This is a genomic window from Streptomyces sp. WMMB303 (assembly GCF_029351045.1).
GTDB lineage: Bacteria > Actinomycetota > Actinomycetes > Streptomycetales > Streptomycetaceae > Streptomyces.
Genome location: NZ_JARKIN010000001.1, coordinates 1,366,187 through 1,382,103 on the forward strand (window position 1 = coordinate 1,366,187; position 15,917 = coordinate 1,382,103).

The 15,917-nt window shown below is 70.9% G+C and carries 13 protein-coding genes and 1 pseudogene; 4 read left to right on the forward strand and 10 right to left on the reverse strand.

Annotated features, from left to right (window positions below):
• Positions 1–21: 21 nt before the first annotated feature.
• Complete coding sequence (locus tag P2424_RS06190; RefSeq protein WP_276478848.1) at positions 22–1,224, reverse strand: IS110 family transposase; 1,203 nt, start codon at positions 1,222–1,224, stop codon at positions 22–24.
• 243 nt (positions 1,225–1,467) lie between these two features.
• Between P2424_RS06190 and P2424_RS06195 the strand changes: the two genes are divergently transcribed.
• Complete coding sequence (locus P2424_RS06195) at positions 1,468–1,908, forward strand: hypothetical protein (RefSeq protein ID WP_276474775.1); 441 nt, start codon at positions 1,468–1,470, stop codon at positions 1,906–1,908.
• Between the two features lie 100 nt (positions 1,909–2,008).
• Here the strand turns inward: P2424_RS06195 and P2424_RS06200 are convergent, their stop codons facing one another.
• Both P2424_RS06200 and P2424_RS06205 read right to left on the reverse strand, forming a co-directional pair.
• Positions 2,009–2,935, reverse strand: a complete 927-nt coding sequence (locus P2424_RS06200) for an XRE family transcriptional regulator (protein ID WP_276478849.1) — start codon at positions 2,933–2,935, stop codon at positions 2,009–2,011.
• Positions 2,936–3,163: 228 nt separating this feature from the next.
• Positions 3,164–3,367, reverse strand: a pseudogene (locus P2424_RS06205) (helix-turn-helix transcriptional regulator); the annotation flags it as partial.
• A 199-nt stretch (positions 3,368–3,566) separates the two neighbouring features.
• On the opposite strand from P2424_RS06205, the gene P2424_RS06210 reads away from it, so the two are divergent.
• A complete protein-coding gene (locus P2424_RS06210; RefSeq protein ID WP_069991559.1) occupies positions 3,567–4,664 on the forward strand; it encodes an NAD-dependent epimerase/dehydratase family protein in 1,098 nt (365 codons plus the stop codon).
• Here P2424_RS06210 and P2424_RS06215 read toward each other — a convergent pair.
• A complete protein-coding gene (locus tag P2424_RS06215) occupies positions 4,661–5,536 on the reverse strand; it encodes a glycosyltransferase (protein ID WP_027759546.1) in 876 nt (291 codons plus the stop codon). The genes P2424_RS06210 and P2424_RS06215 overlap by 4 nt on opposite strands.
• A gap of 155 nt (positions 5,537–5,691) precedes the next feature.
• Here P2424_RS06215 and P2424_RS06220 point away from each other — a divergent pair, with 155 nt between their 5' ends.
• On the forward strand, positions 5,692–6,309 hold the full coding sequence (locus P2424_RS06220) for a transferase (protein WP_276474776.1): 618 nt from the start codon (positions 5,692–5,694) through the stop codon (positions 6,307–6,309).
• An 82-nt stretch (positions 6,310–6,391) separates the two neighbouring features.
• Here the strand turns inward: P2424_RS06220 and P2424_RS06225 are convergent, their stop codons facing one another.
• From P2424_RS06225 to P2424_RS06240, 4 genes are read right to left on the reverse strand one after another with little or no spacing between them, the layout of a single operon-like run.
• Positions 6,392–7,258, reverse strand: a complete 867-nt coding sequence (locus tag P2424_RS06225; protein WP_276474777.1) for an LLM class flavin-dependent oxidoreductase — start codon at positions 7,256–7,258, stop codon at positions 6,392–6,394.
• A gap of 39 nt (positions 7,259–7,297) precedes the next feature.
• Positions 7,298–8,344, reverse strand: coding sequence for a methyltransferase (locus P2424_RS06230; protein WP_276474778.1), 1,047 nt, complete (start codon positions 8,342–8,344; stop codon positions 7,298–7,300).
• Entirely contained in the window at positions 8,341–9,891 is a 1,551-nt protein-coding gene (locus P2424_RS06235; protein WP_276474779.1) for a peptide MFS transporter, read from the reverse strand. The genes P2424_RS06230 and P2424_RS06235 overlap by 4 nt, the downstream gene beginning before the upstream one ends.
• On the reverse strand, positions 9,888–11,312 hold the full coding sequence (locus P2424_RS06240; RefSeq protein ID WP_276474780.1) for an NAD(P)/FAD-dependent oxidoreductase: 1,425 nt from the start codon (positions 11,310–11,312) through the stop codon (positions 9,888–9,890). Before P2424_RS06240 ends, P2424_RS06235 begins: the two co-directional genes overlap by 4 nt.
• 311 nt (positions 11,313–11,623) lie before the next feature.
• Between P2424_RS06240 and P2424_RS06245 the strand changes: the two genes are divergently transcribed.
• On the forward strand, positions 11,624–12,154 hold the full coding sequence (locus P2424_RS06245) for a VOC family protein (RefSeq protein WP_276474781.1): 531 nt from the start codon (positions 11,624–11,626) through the stop codon (positions 12,152–12,154).
• Positions 12,155–12,235: 81 nt separating this feature from the next.
• On the opposite strand, the gene P2424_RS06250 is transcribed toward P2424_RS06245, so the two are convergent.
• Positions 12,236–13,447 (reverse strand): FAD-dependent monooxygenase, encoded by a 1,212-nt coding sequence (locus tag P2424_RS06250; protein WP_276474782.1) that lies wholly within the window; start codon positions 13,445–13,447, stop codon positions 12,236–12,238.
• Between the two features lie 89 nt (positions 13,448–13,536).
• The gene (locus P2424_RS06255; RefSeq protein WP_276474783.1) at positions 13,537–15,729 is read right to left on the reverse strand and encodes an MMPL family transporter; all 2,193 of its coding nucleotides are present in this window, start codon (positions 15,727–15,729) and stop codon (positions 13,537–13,539) included.
• Positions 15,730–15,917: the final 188 nt, after the last annotated feature.

The window sequence follows — 15,917 nt, forward strand, 5'->3', positions numbered from 1 at the left end:
GGGGTGTCCCTATGGGTTTCGTCAACCTGTAGGGGCTGGTTGGGGGGTGTAGAAGGTGCCGTCGCGGAGCATCGCGAAGAGCACGTCGGCTCGTCGTCTGGCGAGGCAGAGGAGGGCTTGGGTGTGGTGCTTGCCCTGGGCGATCTTTTTGTCGTAGTAGGTCCTGGATCTGGGCTCGGACAGGGCGGCGAACGCGGACAGGAAGAAGGCCCGTTTGAGTTGCTTGTTTCCTCGCCGGGACGGCTGTTCGCCCCGGATCGAGGACCCCGAGCTGCGGGTCGCCGGGGCCAGGCCGGCGTAAGCGGCGAGGTGGGCGGCTGTGGGGAAGCCGCTGCCGTCGCCCACGTCGATGAGGATCCTGGCTCCGGTCCTGACGCCGATGCCGGGCATGGACGTCAGGACCCGGGAAAGAGGGTGGGCATCCAGGAGTTCCTCGATCCTGGTGGCCAGCAGTTTCCGTTGGTCGAGCACGTTCTGGAGCGAGCCGGCCAGGCTCGGGACGATGAGTGCGGCCGCGTCGGTGCCGGGAACGACAACGGTCTGTTCGTCGAGCGCGGTGAAGATGTCCTCGACGAGTCGTTCGGCCATGCGCGGGGCTTTGGGACGTATGAGGCTGATGAGCCGCCGACGGCCGGCCTTGCGGATCTGGGCCGGGGAACCGAACCGGTCGAGCAGGGTGAGGACGGCCGGGTGCTGGATGCGCGGGCCCAGGACGCGTTCGAGGTGCGGGTGGATCTGGGTGAGCAGGCCGCGGAGGCGGTTGCTGATCCTGGTCGCCTCGCCGGCGAGGTCGTCGTCGAAGCCCACGACCATCTCCAGCTCGGCGACCGCCTCGTCCTCGAGGGCGATCGCGCGGAGGGTGTGAGGCATGGAACGGGCGGCGTCCGCGATGACGAAAGCGTCGCGGGCGTCGGTCTTGGCCTCGCCGGGGTAGAGGTCGGCGATCCTCCGCATCGTCAGTCCGGGAAGGTAGGCGACCTCGCAGCCCATGTCGCGGGCGACCGCGAGGGGCAGGGCCCCGATGGAGGCCGGCTGGTCGACGGCCACGAGCACGGTGCCGTGTTTCGCGGTCAGCTTGCCGAAAACCTCGCGGAGTTTGGGTTCGCTGTTGGGCAGCCGCCGGTCGAACGCCTTCTTCCCGGCCGGGGTGACGGCGGTGGCGTGGTGTTCGCCCTTGCCGACGTCCAGGCCCAGGAAGACGCCGATGTCGCTGATGTCGATCACGTGCAGTCTCCGGTCGTCCTCGCCCGGCCTTGGCACGGCACCGATCGCCACATCCACATTACGAAGAGCCTCCCGACCTGCGAAGAAGCCGGTGGTCATGTCCCTAATCAGCGGTCTGTCGATGCCTCCGGAACTGGTGACACCACCCCCCGGGCCATACGTTCGACAGGGGGACACAGTCATGCCAGCTCCAGAGGCCGGGAGCCCCGTTGCGAGGCCACGAAAACGGTAATGGGGACAGGTGTGAATGCTGTGTGGGCGAGCGTGGTCGCAGTGGTCGGGACGCTGCTCGGGGCCCTCACCACTGGTCTGTTGCAGCGCTGGGTGTCCTCCCGTGCCGAGCACACGGCCCGGATCCAGAGACTTCAGGACGCTGCGACCAGCCTGGCGGACGCGTTGACGGACTATCGCGGGCGGCTCTACTGGGAGACACGTCTGGCCACGCAGGACGAGGGGACGCCCGAGCAGGAGGAGGCCACCCACGAGAGCTGGGCGGCCCGGTCACGGGTGAACTACGCCATCAACCGGCTGCTCCTGGCCACGCAGGACGAACGCATCCTCCGGCTCGCGACCGAGGCCCGCAACGCGACATTCGACGTGCAGACCGGCACGTGCGCGCCGCCTGACGCCCGGGAGCAGCAGTTCGCCTTCCTGGCGGCGGTCGCCGAGGCGTCGCGGAGCTGAGGAGCTGCCGGTGCGGCCGGCCGGCAGCGGCCCGCCTGCTCGGGACTCCCGTTCGACGGGCCCTTCTCAAGATCGAAAAGACAACAGCTTCGCAGGCCGGTCAGGCTCGGAGAGCACCGACGCGAGCGGCGAGGCCGCGGAGATCCGATGTCCTACGTCCGGAGAGCAGCAGGCCGGAGATGAGGGCTTGGACGGCGGGGCGTGCATGGATCTCTTGCGGGGCACAGCGTTCGGCCGCCAGAAGGCTGGAGATGCACGCGTCTCTGCGCCCCCATCGGTTGTGGGCGTGGGCGATGTCCGTATACAGGCGAGCGCGTCGCTCGGTGGTGGGCAGCGCGGCGGGGTCGATGGCGTGTGCTGCGGCCAGTGCCCGTGCCGGGTCCCCGACACTGTTCTCGGCTGAGACCAGATGCAGTTGCACGGTTGCGGGGCAGAAGCCGCCAAGGTCCCTCAGCCGGGTGTCACCAAGTCCGGAGGCGAGAGCGGCAGCTTCGGCGGTGAGCTCACGCATCCCATCCGGGTCTCCCTTCCAGGCGGCGGTGTAGGCGGCAGACTGCACCAGCAGTCCCCGCAGTGCGGTGCCCGACCGGCCGACCTCGCGCAGCTCGGGCGATTCGGCAGCGTTGAGCGCGAGGGTGAGTGCTTGGTCCTGCCACCCTGCTTTGCGTGCGAGGACGGCGAGTTGGCGTGCCGACTCGGCGACAGCGAGTGGATCCCCGGCTGCCGCCGCCAGCTGCCGGGCCCGGTCGGCGGCCATCCACCCCAGTTGCTGCTCGTCCAGCTTGACCAGGAGCCGGGTTGCGAGGAGATAGCTGCGGCCCAGCAGAGCGTGGTCCTTACCGTGGGCAGCGTGTGCTGTGCTGATGAGGCGCGGCAGGCGTACGGCGAGGCTGGCATACCCGCATGTGCGGTAGTCGCGGTGCGCGTGGTGGAGCTCGGCGATCACGTGCTCATGATTCTGGCTCGTGGCGGGGCTGCCGAGCCCGAGCATCGCGTCCCGCAGCCGTGCGACGAGGATCTCACCCATCTGAGCTTCGTGGGCCTGCGCAGGGGTCTCGCCGGGCGGACCCCCGACGTTCACCGCAGCAGCAGCAGCGCTGGCTGCGAGAAACTGCCGACGCCTCACGCTCTCACCGTCCTCCCTGCCCTTCAGCGTAGGCGCGGGAATGCGGGGATAGCGGCTGGTCGGTTCAGTGTGTCGGCCCGGCTGATGGGAGTCGGGGAGCGGGCCGGGAGCTCCGGACGGGATGTCGAGGGCGTCAGCGAAGGCTCGGAAGGCATCGACCGTCATCGGGGAGATGCCGCGCTCCAGACGCGAGAGCTGCGCGGCTGAGTACCCGGTCTTCTGGCCCAGTTGCTCCAGCGTGACGCCCTGCTCCCGTCTGATGACGCGAATCAATTGGCCCGGGGCCAAGTGCTCCCCCGATGGGGTGGACGGCAAACGGATGACCGGTCGCATCAAACCCCCCTGGTCGTGCTGCCGGAACACCCATCGTAGGAACAGAAGACGTGGTGGCGGTCACTTTTGCGTGAGATGCAAAGACCGTGCACGCCGACCCGATACCTCTCCCGATCCGCTCCCGGCTGAGGCGCAATCGGTGAGTGCGCCCCACCACCTACGGCGGGGAGCGCCCACACCTACCGCATCAGGAGGCATCGTGACCGACACATATCTGTCAGAGCTGGCTGGGCGAACCGTCTTGGTAACGGGAGGCGCTGGGTTGATCGGCAGCCGCATCACCGGTCGCCTCCGCGAACTGGGAGCCCACTGCCGCGTGCTGTGCACGCTCGACGCCTATCCCGCCCACACCTACCGGGACATCTTCGGCGTCGGCCTCGACAGCCCCGACGTCATCCGAGCAAGCATCACCGACGAGGCCGCCGTGACGCGTGCTGTTGACGGGACCGACTACATCATCCACGCCGCGGCGCTGGCTGACGTGGCAGCCTGCACCCGCCACCCGCATAACGCGATCGCCGCCAACATCTGTGGCACACAGACCGTGTTGGACGCTGCCGCCGCCAGCGACCGACTGCGCCGATTCGTGTTCGTCTCCTCTGCCAGCGTCTACGGCAACGGCGAGCCGGACAACTCTCCCCGCTGCGCCGAGTGGCGATCGATGCGGCAACTGCTGGAGTCCGTCTACGGACAGGCAGCCACGCTGTTCACCGAGGAGACGCCCCTGCGGCCCGTCTCGGTCTACGGCAGCACGAAGGCGTGGGGCGAGACCCAGACTCGGCTGATGCTGGGTGCGGTCGGTATCTCCCACACCGTCGTGCGTTACTTCTCCGTCTACGGAGAACCGCAGGTGGTCAAGGAGGACAGCCACTCATGGGTGGTCGCCTGGTTTGCCGTGCGCGCCGCTCTGGGGCTGCCGCTGTACCTGCACGGTGGTGGTCGGCAGATCCGCGACCTGGTGCATGTCGACGACGTGGCTGCCGCCACAGTACGCAGCCTGGTTGCACCGCGCGCACACAACGAAACCGTCAACGTCGGAACTGGAACGCCTACAAACGTGCGCACCGTGGCCGACCTGATTGCCGAACACTTCCCTGGCACACAGTTGCTGGAGGCTCCGATGCCTTCTGGTGACCCGCTGGGCGGCTATGCCTCACCGCACCGGCTGGCCGCGACACTGGAGTGGAAGCCCACCATCACGGTCGCCGACGGGGTGGCCCGTTATGTGCGGTGGCTGGGCAGGACCCCGGATGCGGTACCGGACTGGCTGCTCGCCGAGAGGGCTGCGAGCGCCTAGAGCACCGGAGGCCGACCGAGGCGGGTCATGCGCCAGACCGTGGCCCACCTCATCGGCTGCCGCGGCGGGCACGAGGTGCGCACGCCTTCTGCGAACCCTCCGAACCAGGCGCGGAGCCCGTCCCACGAACGCGTCCGGGCCAGAGTGAGAAGCGTCCATGCACCCAGGTAGGCGGGGACGAGTGGTGCGGGCAGGTGGCGTTTGGCCAGCCATACCCGGTTGCGGGCGACCATGCGGTGGAAGACCGCGTGCCGGGTCGGTGACGTCCACGGGTGCTGGAGCACCAGGGCGGGTTCGTAGACCACCTTCCATCCCGCGTCCAAGGCACGCCAGGCCAGGTCCGTCTCCTCGTGGGCATAGAAGAAGGCGTCGGGCCAGCCGCCGGTCTGCTCCAGCATCCGGGCCGAGAGGGCGTGCCCGCCGCCGAGGAAGGTGGTGACCGGACCGCCCCGCATCGGATCCCCGGCCCTCAGCCGCGGAACGTGACGCCGCTGGGTACGGCCGCGCTCATCGCAAATACGGAAGCTGACGATGCCCAGCCGCTCGTCCTGCTCGTACAGGGCGGCCAGGCGGGCGAAGGCGTCGCGGCTGATCAGCAGACCGTCATCGTCCAGATCCACCACCACATCGACGTCCCCGAACTCCGCCAGACAGGCAAGGGCCGTGTTCCGGCCGCCGGCCACGCCCAGGTTCTCCGTCAGCTCGAGGCCGGTCACTCCATCCTGGAGCGCGGGCAGTGGCGCCCCGTTCCCGACCACCACCACCCGCTGCGCGGGCGTCTCCTGCATGGCCACCGACTCCAGCAGTTCCATCAGTTCGGCTGGTCGGTTGCCCATCGTCAGGATGGCGACGCCGATGCGCGGACTACTCACAGATGAACGCTCCGTCTCTCGGGACTGACGCAGATGCTAACGATCCCGGGCAGCGGGCCGACCGCAAGAGAGAGGTCTTCATGCCCCGACTACGTATCGGCGACTACCTCACCGCACCCAGCGCCGGGATGCTCGCAGACACCCCGTATGCCGACATGAACGACGCAGAGCTGGCTGACTTCCTGGCATCGTGGGACGACTGGCACCGCCAGGCCCTCGCGCGACTCCCCCACCCTCACCGTATCCACCCCACTGCCGAGATCCATCGAACGGCCCTCATCGGAGAGGACGTCATCATCGGCCCCGGCGTGCGGGTGTGGGAGTTCTCCACCGTACGGTCCGGCTCGGTACTCAGCGCAGGAGTAAGCGTCGGCTTCAACTGCGAAGTCACACGGTCGTTCCTCGGTGAAGGCACGATTCTCGGGCACCGCATCGGTCTCAATCGCACCCTCGTCGGTGACGAGGCCCATCTGTCCGCCAACGTCACCGTCGCCGCCATCAGTATGTGGAGCACTCACATGGCGCAGCCGGAGCGCGAGATCCGGTTTCGCGCCCCTGGTGGGATCTACCGCTGCGGAACGCCCCGATTCGGGGCGCTCCTTGGCGACCGCGTCCAGACCGGTCACAACATCAGCCTGGGTCCAGGGCTTGCCATCGGGCGGTACTCACGCATCGCCGGCGGCGTCACCCTGGCTGGACGCACCCTCCCGGAGCGCAGCACCGTGACCGCGCCGCACACCGCCGAAGCGCACGTGCGTCGGCAGCGGGCGTAGCTCCTGCACGTCAGGAGCTGCCGACCCACGCCGAGCAGCGCCCACACCCTGCGGCGGCGGCGCGATTCCTGGGAGCGCGGCGTCAGCCCAGCGCGGCCTCCGCCAGGAGGTCGAGCTGGGCCGGTGCGGCGGTGCAGGGGAAGACCAGCAGCTCGTCGCAGCCGGCCGCGGCATAGGCGGCGGCCGTCTCGCGCAGGGCCTCCGCGTCGGTGATGACGGCCTTGGCGGCCATCTCCGCCTTCGGGCCGATGAACGCGTAGTAGGCCCGCAGATAGCGCTCGGCGGTGGCGCGCGCCTCCGGGCCCAGGCAGGCGTAGACGAGCGCGACCAGCCGCGGGCTGTCGGTGCGACCCTCGGCGCGCCAGGCGGCGCGGGCCTGCTGCGCCAGGTCGGCGTAGGCCGTGGCCGAACTGCCGCCCGCGATCCAGCCGCCCGCGTGCCGCGCTGCCCGCCGCATCGCGGCCGGGGTGTGCCCGCCGACGATCAGTTCGGGGCCGGGCGCGGCCGGGAAGGGGCCGATGCCCGTGACGCCGGTGTCGGTCTCCTTGCCGTCCCAGACGTTGCGCAGCTCGGTCAGCAGGGCGTCCAGCCGGCGCCCCCGGTCGTGGTACGCGGCACCGGTCGCCTGGAAGTCGTCCTCGCGGCCGCCCGCCGCGGCGCCGACCACCAGCCGGCCGCCCGAGATCTCGTGCAGGGTGGCGAGCTGCTTGGCCAGCAGCGCGGTGCCGGGCCGGTAGGCGGCCAGCAGGATGCTGGTCGTCAGCCGGATCCGTTCGGTGACGGCCGCGGCCGCGGTGAGCGCGGTGAGGGGTTCGTAGCTGTCGTAGACGAGCCGGTCCAGGACGCCCAGCGCCGAGAAGCCGTGCTCCTCGGCGCGGGCCGCCCACCGGACGAGGCGCCGCCCGTCGACGTCGGGCACGGTGGTGGGCAGGCCCACTCCGATCTGCACAGTCGGTCTCCTTGGGTCGTCGGGGCTGGCGGCGTGCCGTCAGGGCGTGCCGGCCGCCGGTTTGCGGGCGGCCAGGAGCGTGTTGCCCAGCGGCAGCGGCCGGGAGGTCACCTCGGTGAATCCGGCCTGCTCCATCCAGCCGGCGCAGTGGTCGGGGTGGTATCCGGCTCCCGCCGGGGTCATGACCAGCATGTGCAGGCTGGCGATCAGCGAGGCCAGTTCGGGCTTGTCGCCGTTCATCGGGTCGTAGACGAGCAGCGCCCCGCCCTCGTGCACGGCCGCGTACGCCTTCTCGATCAGCGCGCGCCGCTCGTCGCGGGAGAAGTCGGCCAGGACGTGGCCGATGACGACGACGTCGGCGGGCGGCAGCGGGTCGGTGAAGAAGTCGCCGCCGACGAAGCCGGTCCGGTCGGCCACCCCCAGGTCCGCGGTGTGCTCGGCGCAGGGTCCGGCGTTCTGCGGCCGGTCGAAGACGGTGGCCGTCAGCCCGGGGCGCTCGCGCGCGATGCGCGCCGCCAGGTTGCCGCGGGCGCCGCCCACGTCGGTGAGGGTGGCGTACCCGGACCAGTCGAGTGCAGCCAGCAGATGCGGGATCAGCGGCTGGCTGAGCGAGTCCTGCATGGCGAGGAACATCCGGCGGGCCTGCGGATCGCTGAGCATGGCCTCGAAGTCGCCCTCGGCCTGGGGTTCCCCGGTGCGCAGCGCCTCGGTGAGCCGCCCCCAGGCCGGGTAGAGGACGAACCCCGCGCCTTCCAGGAAGCCGCCCTGGTAGTCCGGGCCGCGGACCAGGTGCCGCTGGGCGGTGTCGCTGTTGCGGTAGCGGCCGTACTGCCGCTCCAGCAGGCCGACGGCGGTCAGCGCGTCGAAGAAGTCGGAGGCGGCCCGCGGGTGCAGACCCAGCGCGGCGCGCAGTTCCTCGGCTTCCGCGCTGCCGTCGGCCGTCTGCGCGAGGGCGGAGAAGACGCCCAGCTCCAGTGCGCTCAGCAGCAGTTTGGAGGCTGCGAAGCCGAGCCCCAGCCGGGCCAGCTCCGAGGTCTGGGGGGTGTCGAGGGTGGCGGACTCGGGTGCCGGGGGCAGCGAGGTCATGTGCGGTCTCCTTCCTTGACGGTCGCGGGCGCGGTGCCCTCGGGCGGTTCCTCGGCGTCCGCGCCCTCGGGGGCCAGGCCGCGGGACACGGCGTGCCGGCGCAGGGCCAGGGCGCCGCCGACGGAGAGTGCCAGCACCGCGAGCAGCAGGTAGTACAGCGCCTCGGGAATCACATCGATCAGCCGGACGAGGCCGCTGCCCGCGCCGCCGCCGAGCGCCGCGAACAGCCACAGCAGCCCCAGCATGTGCGCGATGAACCGGCGCGGCAGGACGTCGGCCACGGCGGCGATGCCCACGGCGGCGACGATCAGTTCGCCGCAGGCGTGCATCAGATAGACCACCAGCAGCCACAGCGGGGAGACCTTGGTGTCGCCGGAGGCCAGCCCGGCGGCCACCGCCATGATGAGGAAGCTGACGCCGGTCAGCAGCAGGCCGGCGGAGAACTTGGCCGGGACGCCGCCGCGTCCGCCGCTGTGCTTGAGCAGCAGCCAGGCGAACACCGGTGCCAGCACCAGGATGAACAGCGGGGTGGCCGACTGCAGCCAGCTGACCGGGACTTCGAATCCGAGCACGTCACGGTCGGTGGAGTTCTTGGCGAACAGCGTGAGCGAGGAGCCGTCCTGGGCGATCAGCGACCAGAACAGCGTGGAACCGAGGAAGATCCACAGGAAGGCGCGCAGCCTCCTGCGGTCCGGCGGCCCCAGTTCGGGGCTGCGGTAGAGCACGGTGTAGGCGACGACGGGCGCGACGATGGTGACCATGCCGACGAGGGCGATGCCGCTGGCCGCCGTCAGCGCGCCGCCCGCCGCCATCCCGCTCAGCAGCAGCACGAGGACGGCCGCGACGGCGCCGGTCCGGCGCTTGACGCGGCGGGCCGATGCCGCGTCCAGCGGCCTGCCGGGCAGGTCGCCCACTCCCTGGAACTGCGGCCGGGCCAGCGCCACCTGGATGGTGCCGAGCAGCATCGCGGTGCCCGAGACGGCGAAGCCGAGCCGCCAGTCGACGCGCTCGCCGAGGAACCCCGCGATCAGCGGCGAGGTGAGCGCGCTGACCTGGATGCCGACGTAGATCAGCGAGATGCCCGCCTCGCGGCGGCCGCCGTCCTTGAACATCAGGTTGAGCAGGGCCTGGTGGTTGGGCTTGTACAGGCCCATGCCGACGGCCAGCAGAACGAGCGCGAGCGGCGTCAGCCACAGCAGCGGGGTGGCGAGCGCGAAGTGGCCCGCGGTGGTGACGGCGGCGCCGAGCACCAGGGTGCGCCGCGGGCCGAGCAGCCGGTCGGCGACCCAGCCGCCGGGCAGGCAGAGCATGAACGCCAGCCCGATCCAGGCGCCGAACAGGGCGGCGGCGTCCGCCTTGGCGAGCCCGAGCCCGCCCTCGTCGCGGGGCGCCACGGCGAACAGCACGAGGATCGCCTGCATGCCGAAGAAGCCGAAGCGCTCCCACAGGTCGCTCATGAACAGGGTGCGGAACCAGTTGGGCCAGGGCCGCAGCGAGGTGGTGGCCGGTGTGCCGTCCGCCGCGGGGGCCGGTTGCTGAGCCGTCATACCGTCGGGCCTCCCTGCGGCGCCGCCTCGGCGGCGCCGGTGCGTGCCAGCCGCAACTGCGGGTGGAAGGCGAGGTAGAGGCCGCCGACAGCGTTCTGCTCGCTCATCGGGGCCTGCTTCTGCTCATGGACCTTGTTGAGGTTGGCGAGCGGGTTGGGGTCGCCGCTCTCGGCGCCGTTCAGGTGGGCGTGCACGCTGGCGTACACGTCCTGCGCGTCCTCCATGTCCGCGATACCGGTGATGATCCGGTCGAAGGCGTCCTGGAGATTGAGGTTCTCGCGCTGCGCGGAGGTGAGCTTCTGCGCGTTGTAGAAGTGGTGCTCCTTGCCGCGGTAGCTCTCGTAGAAGACCGAGACCAGCACCAGCAGCCGCTCGTAGGCGTGCTGGTAGACCGTGTTGAAGAACTGCCAGGCCTCCTCCTCCTCGACCTCGCCGCGGATGACGCTGCCGAGCGCGGCGCTGGCCAGCATCGCGCTGTAGGTGGCCAGGTGCACGCCGGTGGACAGCAGCGGGTCGAGGAAGCAGGCGGCGTCGCCGCACATCAGATAGCCCGGCCGGCCGAAGTCCTCCGCGGTGTAGGAGTAGTCCTGCTCGACCTTCATCTCGCCGACCTGCTCGGCGCCGCCGAGCAGATCGGTGACGGCCGGGCACTCGGCCAGCACCTGGTCGTAGACCTCCTGGACGCCGCCGAGGCGGTTGCGCTTCTCGTTGAAGATGTCCCGCCCGGTGACCAGGCCGATGCTGGTGGTGCCGTCGTGCAGCGGGATCACCCAGAACCAGCCGTCGGGTGCCGAGCAGACGGCGATGGCGCCCTCGGGGCCCCGGTCGAGCGGCTTGACGTTCTTCCAGTACGACCAGGCGGCCACGTTGCGGAAGATCTCGTGGTACTGGCGGTTCTTCACGTGCCGTGCCGCCATCACGCCGCCGCGCCCGGAGGCGTCGATGACGTAGTCGAAGGCGATGCGGCCGCCCCGGGCCGGATCCTTGGTGCCGGCCCAGCGGGCGGCGACCGGCCGGTCCCCGTCGAACTCCAGTTCCTTGACGGTGACGTTCTCCACCACCTCGACGCCCAGCGAGGCGGCGTGCCGCAGCAGCAGCTCGTCGAACTCGGAGCGGACGACCTGCCAGGCGTTGGTGCCGTCGTCGCCCAGGCTGTCGAACTTGACCTCCCACTCCTCCGGGCCCCAGAAGAAGTAGGCACCGCCCTTGGGCTGGAAGCCGTGGGACTGCACCTTGTCCCAGACGCCGAGGAGTTCGAGTATCGGTCGGCACGAGGGGAGGATCGACTCGCCGATGTGGTAGCGGGGGAACTGGTCCCGCTCCAGCAGGGTGACCTCGAAGCCCTGCTTGGCCAGCAGTCCGGCCGCCGTTGACCCGGCAGGCCCGCCCCCGATGACGAGGATCTGGGTGGAACCGCGCATGAACTTCTCCATTCCTCCGGGGCCCAGGACAGATCGGGTGGAAGGCTCGGACCCTCCCGGCCACGGTGCGCCGGGCTGCCGGAGGAGCGGTGGAGGCGGCCTCGATGCCCGGCTGTGCCGCCGGTGTTCCGCCGCGCTTCCGCGCGCTTCCCCGCGCTTTCCCGCACCGCGCGCGGGCGGCGGGGCAGGCACAGCCGGTTCGAGGGCGGGTGGAGGCGGAGCGGGGTCGCTCCAGCGGTACTCGAGCGAAGTGCAGTCTGCTGGGCGGCGCCCGGGAGCCGCCCGGGTCAGTCGAAGCGAAGGAGACCACCATGCGTGCAAGAGCCATCCGCACCCTGGCAGTCAGCACGGCGAGCGCGGCGGTGCTGTCCGTCGGGCTGGTGGCGGGCGCCCCGAGCAGCGGTGCGCAGCCGGCGGCGGCCAAGGCGCCGTCGACGGCCGAGATCGTGCGGTACGGGCAGCCGAGCCTCTACACCAGGAACATCGACACGATGCTGGACTTCTACCACGAGGCGTTCGGCTTCCAGGTCGACTTCCGCTTCCCGGCCGAGGGGGACGCCGTCTTCGGCACGGTCAGCCTCGGGGACAGCTACTACCTCACGTTCGCCACCTACGACGTGATCAAGGACTCCACGCCGCTGCGGCGCATCGGCCGCTCGCTGCGCAAGCAGTCCGAGATCGTGGTGATCACCAGCGATGTGGACGCGCTGTACGCCAAGGCCCGGCAGGCGGGCGCGCGCGGACTGATGGCGCCCAAGGACCAGCCCTGGGGCGAGCGGTCGGCCTACGTCGCCGACCCGGAGGGCAACCTGGTGCAGCTCTCCACGCACAACGAGTCCTGAACCGCACGGCACGGTCCGGGACAGCGACGGAGGGGGTACGCGGATCGGGCGTACCCCCTCCGGCTGTCCGGGACCGCACGTTCAGGCCGCGCGGCCCGCGGGTGCGGGCTGGACCTCCTCGTCCCAGTCGACGCGGTAGGAGTAGACCGGCTCGGTCGCCTTGACGCCGAGCTTGAGGAAGAACGGCAGCACCAGATCGCGCAGGGCGCGCTGGAAGCCGTTGGCCGCCGCCTTCTGGTTCCCGGTCCGGCGCCCCTCCTTGATGATCTTCTCGACCCGGTCCTTGCGGATGTCCTGGAACGCCGCGAAGGCCCGCTCCACCTGTGGGATGTCCCGCAGGCACTTGGCCAGCACGATCGCGTCCTCCATGGCCATCGAGGCGCCCTGGCCGACGTGCGGCGAGGTGGCGTGCGCGGCGTCGCCGACCAGGCAGACCCGCCCCTTGTGCCAGGTGGGCAGCGAGGGCATGTCGTAGATGGGGTAGCCGATGATGCCGTCGGCGGTGTCCTCGATCAGCTGCGGCACCGGGTAGTGGTCCTTGCGGTGCCGCTCCAGCAGCCGGCGCTGCCACTCCTGGTGCTCGACGGCCTCGATCTCGCCGCGCGCCGGCTCCCGCTCGTGGTGGTAGTTCTCGAACCAGTAGATCTCGCCGCCGGGAGTGGTCTGGTGACCGAAGAATCCCTCGAGGCAGAACGACATCCGCATGGTGCCGTCCTCGGGCGCCCCGTGCCGGGAGTGGGTGTACCCGGCGGTGCCGATCACTCCGGTGTAGGCGGGCTTGGGGGCGTTGGGCAGCACGGTGTAGCGGGTCTTGGAGTGGATGCCGTCGCAGCCGACGAGGAAGTCGCCCTCGGCGGTGCTGCCGTCACGGAAGCGGACCGACACGCCCTCGTCCGTCTCGGTGACGCTCTCGAAGAACTTGCCGAACTCCATCGGCACGCCGCGCTCGACCGCCGCCTCGCGCAGGGCCTGGTTGAGCCGTCCCCGCGTCAGCAGCACGGTCTCGGCCGGGTTCTGGCCGAGCTGCCGGCCCTTGTGGTTGAGGAAGGCGGTGTTGCGGGTGAGGGTTCCGCTGCCCGAGACCTCCTCGGCGATGCCCAGCGTCTCCAGGACGGCGATCCCGTTGGGCGCCAGGTTCAGAAAGGCCCCCGCGTCGTCCCTCGGCTTCTCGCTCCCCTCGTAGACGACGGCTTCCACGCCGATGCGCTGGAGGAACATGGCCAGGACGGGCCCGGCGATACCGCAGCCGATCAGCAGCGCTCTGCGGGGTCGTACGGACTGGGTGCCGCTCATGGATCAACCTCGTTCTCTGCGGGGTGCGTTGATGTGCGGTTCGGGTGCGGTCGTGCAGGTTTCGAGTGTCGCCGATCGATGCTCGTCCGTCAGTCGATATCCAGACGTGGCAGGATTCGTTCCATCGGACGCGGCAGCCACCAGGCACGCGGTCCCAGCAGCCGCAGCACGGCGGGGACGAGCAGGCAGCGGATGACGACGGCGTCCATGAAGATCGCGACGGCCAGCCCGAAGCCGAACTGGCGCAGCATCCGGTCGTCGCTGAGGAAGAACGAGCCGAACACCACGATCATGATGGCTCCGGCCGCGGTGACGACGGCACCGGTGCGGGCCAGCCCCTCGCGGACGGCCGCGGTGTGATCGCCGGTGCGCAGCCACTCCTCGCGCATCCGGGAGAGCAGGAAGACCTCGTAGTCCATGGAGAGCCCGAAGACGATCGCGAAGATCATCACGGGCAGGTACGCCTCGATGGGACCCGCCTGTTCGCCCAGCCAGCCGTTCTGGAACACCAGGGTGATGGCGCCCAGCGCGGCGCCGATGGACAGCAGGTTGAGCAGCGCGGCCTTCAGCGGGATCAGCAGCGAGCGGAAGACGGCGGCCAGCAGCAGCATGGACAGCCCCACGACGATCGCCACGAACAGCGGCATCCGGGAGGCGACCGTGTCGGAGTAGTCGATGACCGAGGCGGTGGCGCCGCCCAGCAGATAGTCGGCACCGGTGCGCTCCGAGAGGCGGGGCAGCACCTCCTCGCGCAGGTGGTGCACCAGGTCGGTGGTCGCCTCGTCCTGCGGCGCCGTCTTCGGATAGGCCAGCACGGTGGCCGCCTCGCCGTCGGCGGTCGGGATGACCCCGCTGCTGCCGGCGATGCCGGGGGTGTCGCGCAGCGCCGCCGTCAGGGCGCGGGCCGCCTCCCGGACGTCGCCGCCCGAACCGTCGTCCCCCTGCGGCGCGACGGCGATGACCAGCGGGCCGTTGACGCCCGGGCCGAAGCCGTCGGCAAGCCGGTCGTAGGCCTTCCGGCTGGTGCTGCCCTGCGGGTCGTTGCCCGCGTCGGCGAAGCCGAGCCGCATGCCGAGCATCGGCGCGGCCAGTGCGCCGAGCGCGACCACGGCCAGTACGAGTACGGCGACGGGGCGGCGCTGCACGGCCGCGCCCAGCCGGCGCCAGCCCGCGCCCTCCTCGGACCTGCCCCGATCGGCGCGCTTGGCGGCGCGGGCCCGGAACTGCCGCTCGAAGCGCTTGCCGAAGACGGCCAGCAGCGCGGGCAGCAGGGTCAGCGAGGCGAGCATCGTGACCAGGATGGTCAGCGCCACCGCCAGCGCGGCCCCACGCAGCGCGCCCAGGCCCAGGGCGACCAGCCCCAGCAGGGCGATGATCACGGTGCAGCCGGCGACGGCGACGGTTCTTCCGGCCGTCTGCAGGGCCCGCTGCGCCGCCTCGGCGGTCTCGGCACCGCTGGTGAGTTCGGTGCGGTACCGGGCGAAGATCAGCAGCGCGTAGTCGATGCCGACACCGAGGCCGACGAGCATCATCACGTACGGCGCCCAGGTGGCGACGGTGAACAGATGGGAGACGAGCACGATGGCGCCGAGCGTGGTGCCCACGGCGAACAGCGCGGTGATGACGGGCAGTCCGGCGGCCACCACGGTGCCGAACATGAAGACGAGGATGACCAGCGCCGCGAGGATGCCGGCTCCCTCCGCCGCGCCGCCGGAGTCGGCCGCGAGTTCGCCGGCCGCCTCGCCGCCGAGCTCGACGCGGACGCCGTCTCCCGCCACGGTGCGCGCGGTGTCCAGGATGCGCCGGGTGTCGGCGACCTCCATCTCCTCCGCGGGCCGGTCGAGGGCCACGGTGGCGAACGCCGTGGTGCCGTCCGGGGAGAGCGAGGAGGGGTCGGCGAAGGCGCCGCGCACCTCGTCGACCGCGGGCAGGTCCGCGACCTTCGCCTCCATGGAGCCGACGGCCTGGCGGACCGCCTCTCCGCGCAGCCCGTCCGGGTCGTGCAGCACGATCTCCAGGGAGCCGCCGCCCTGCCCGGAACCGTGCTCCTCCAGCAGTTCGACCGTGCGCTGGGTCTCGGTCCCGGGGATGGAGTAGTCGTCGCGGTAACGGTCCCCCGCGGCGGAGGCCGCCGCCCATATCCCGGCGAGCACCACGGCCCACAGCACCAGCGCGGTCCATCGGTGGCGGTGCGCGAAGACGGCGGATCTGGCGAACAGCCCACCGCCGTCCGGCTGTGGTGCCGGGGCGGTGGAGTGGGTACGGGGTGGCGTGCCGGTCACGGTTCCTCCTCGGGCACGCGGTCGGCTGGTCCGCGGCCGTGCGTACAGCCTGGCCAGAGCCGCTGGAGAACGGCTCGAGCGAGGTTGTAGCCGCTCCGGGACGGGCCGGGCAAGGGGCATCGGCGCGCGCTCCACCGCCACTCCAGGGACAGTCGAGTCAAGCGCCGGACGCTGACCGGATGACCGGC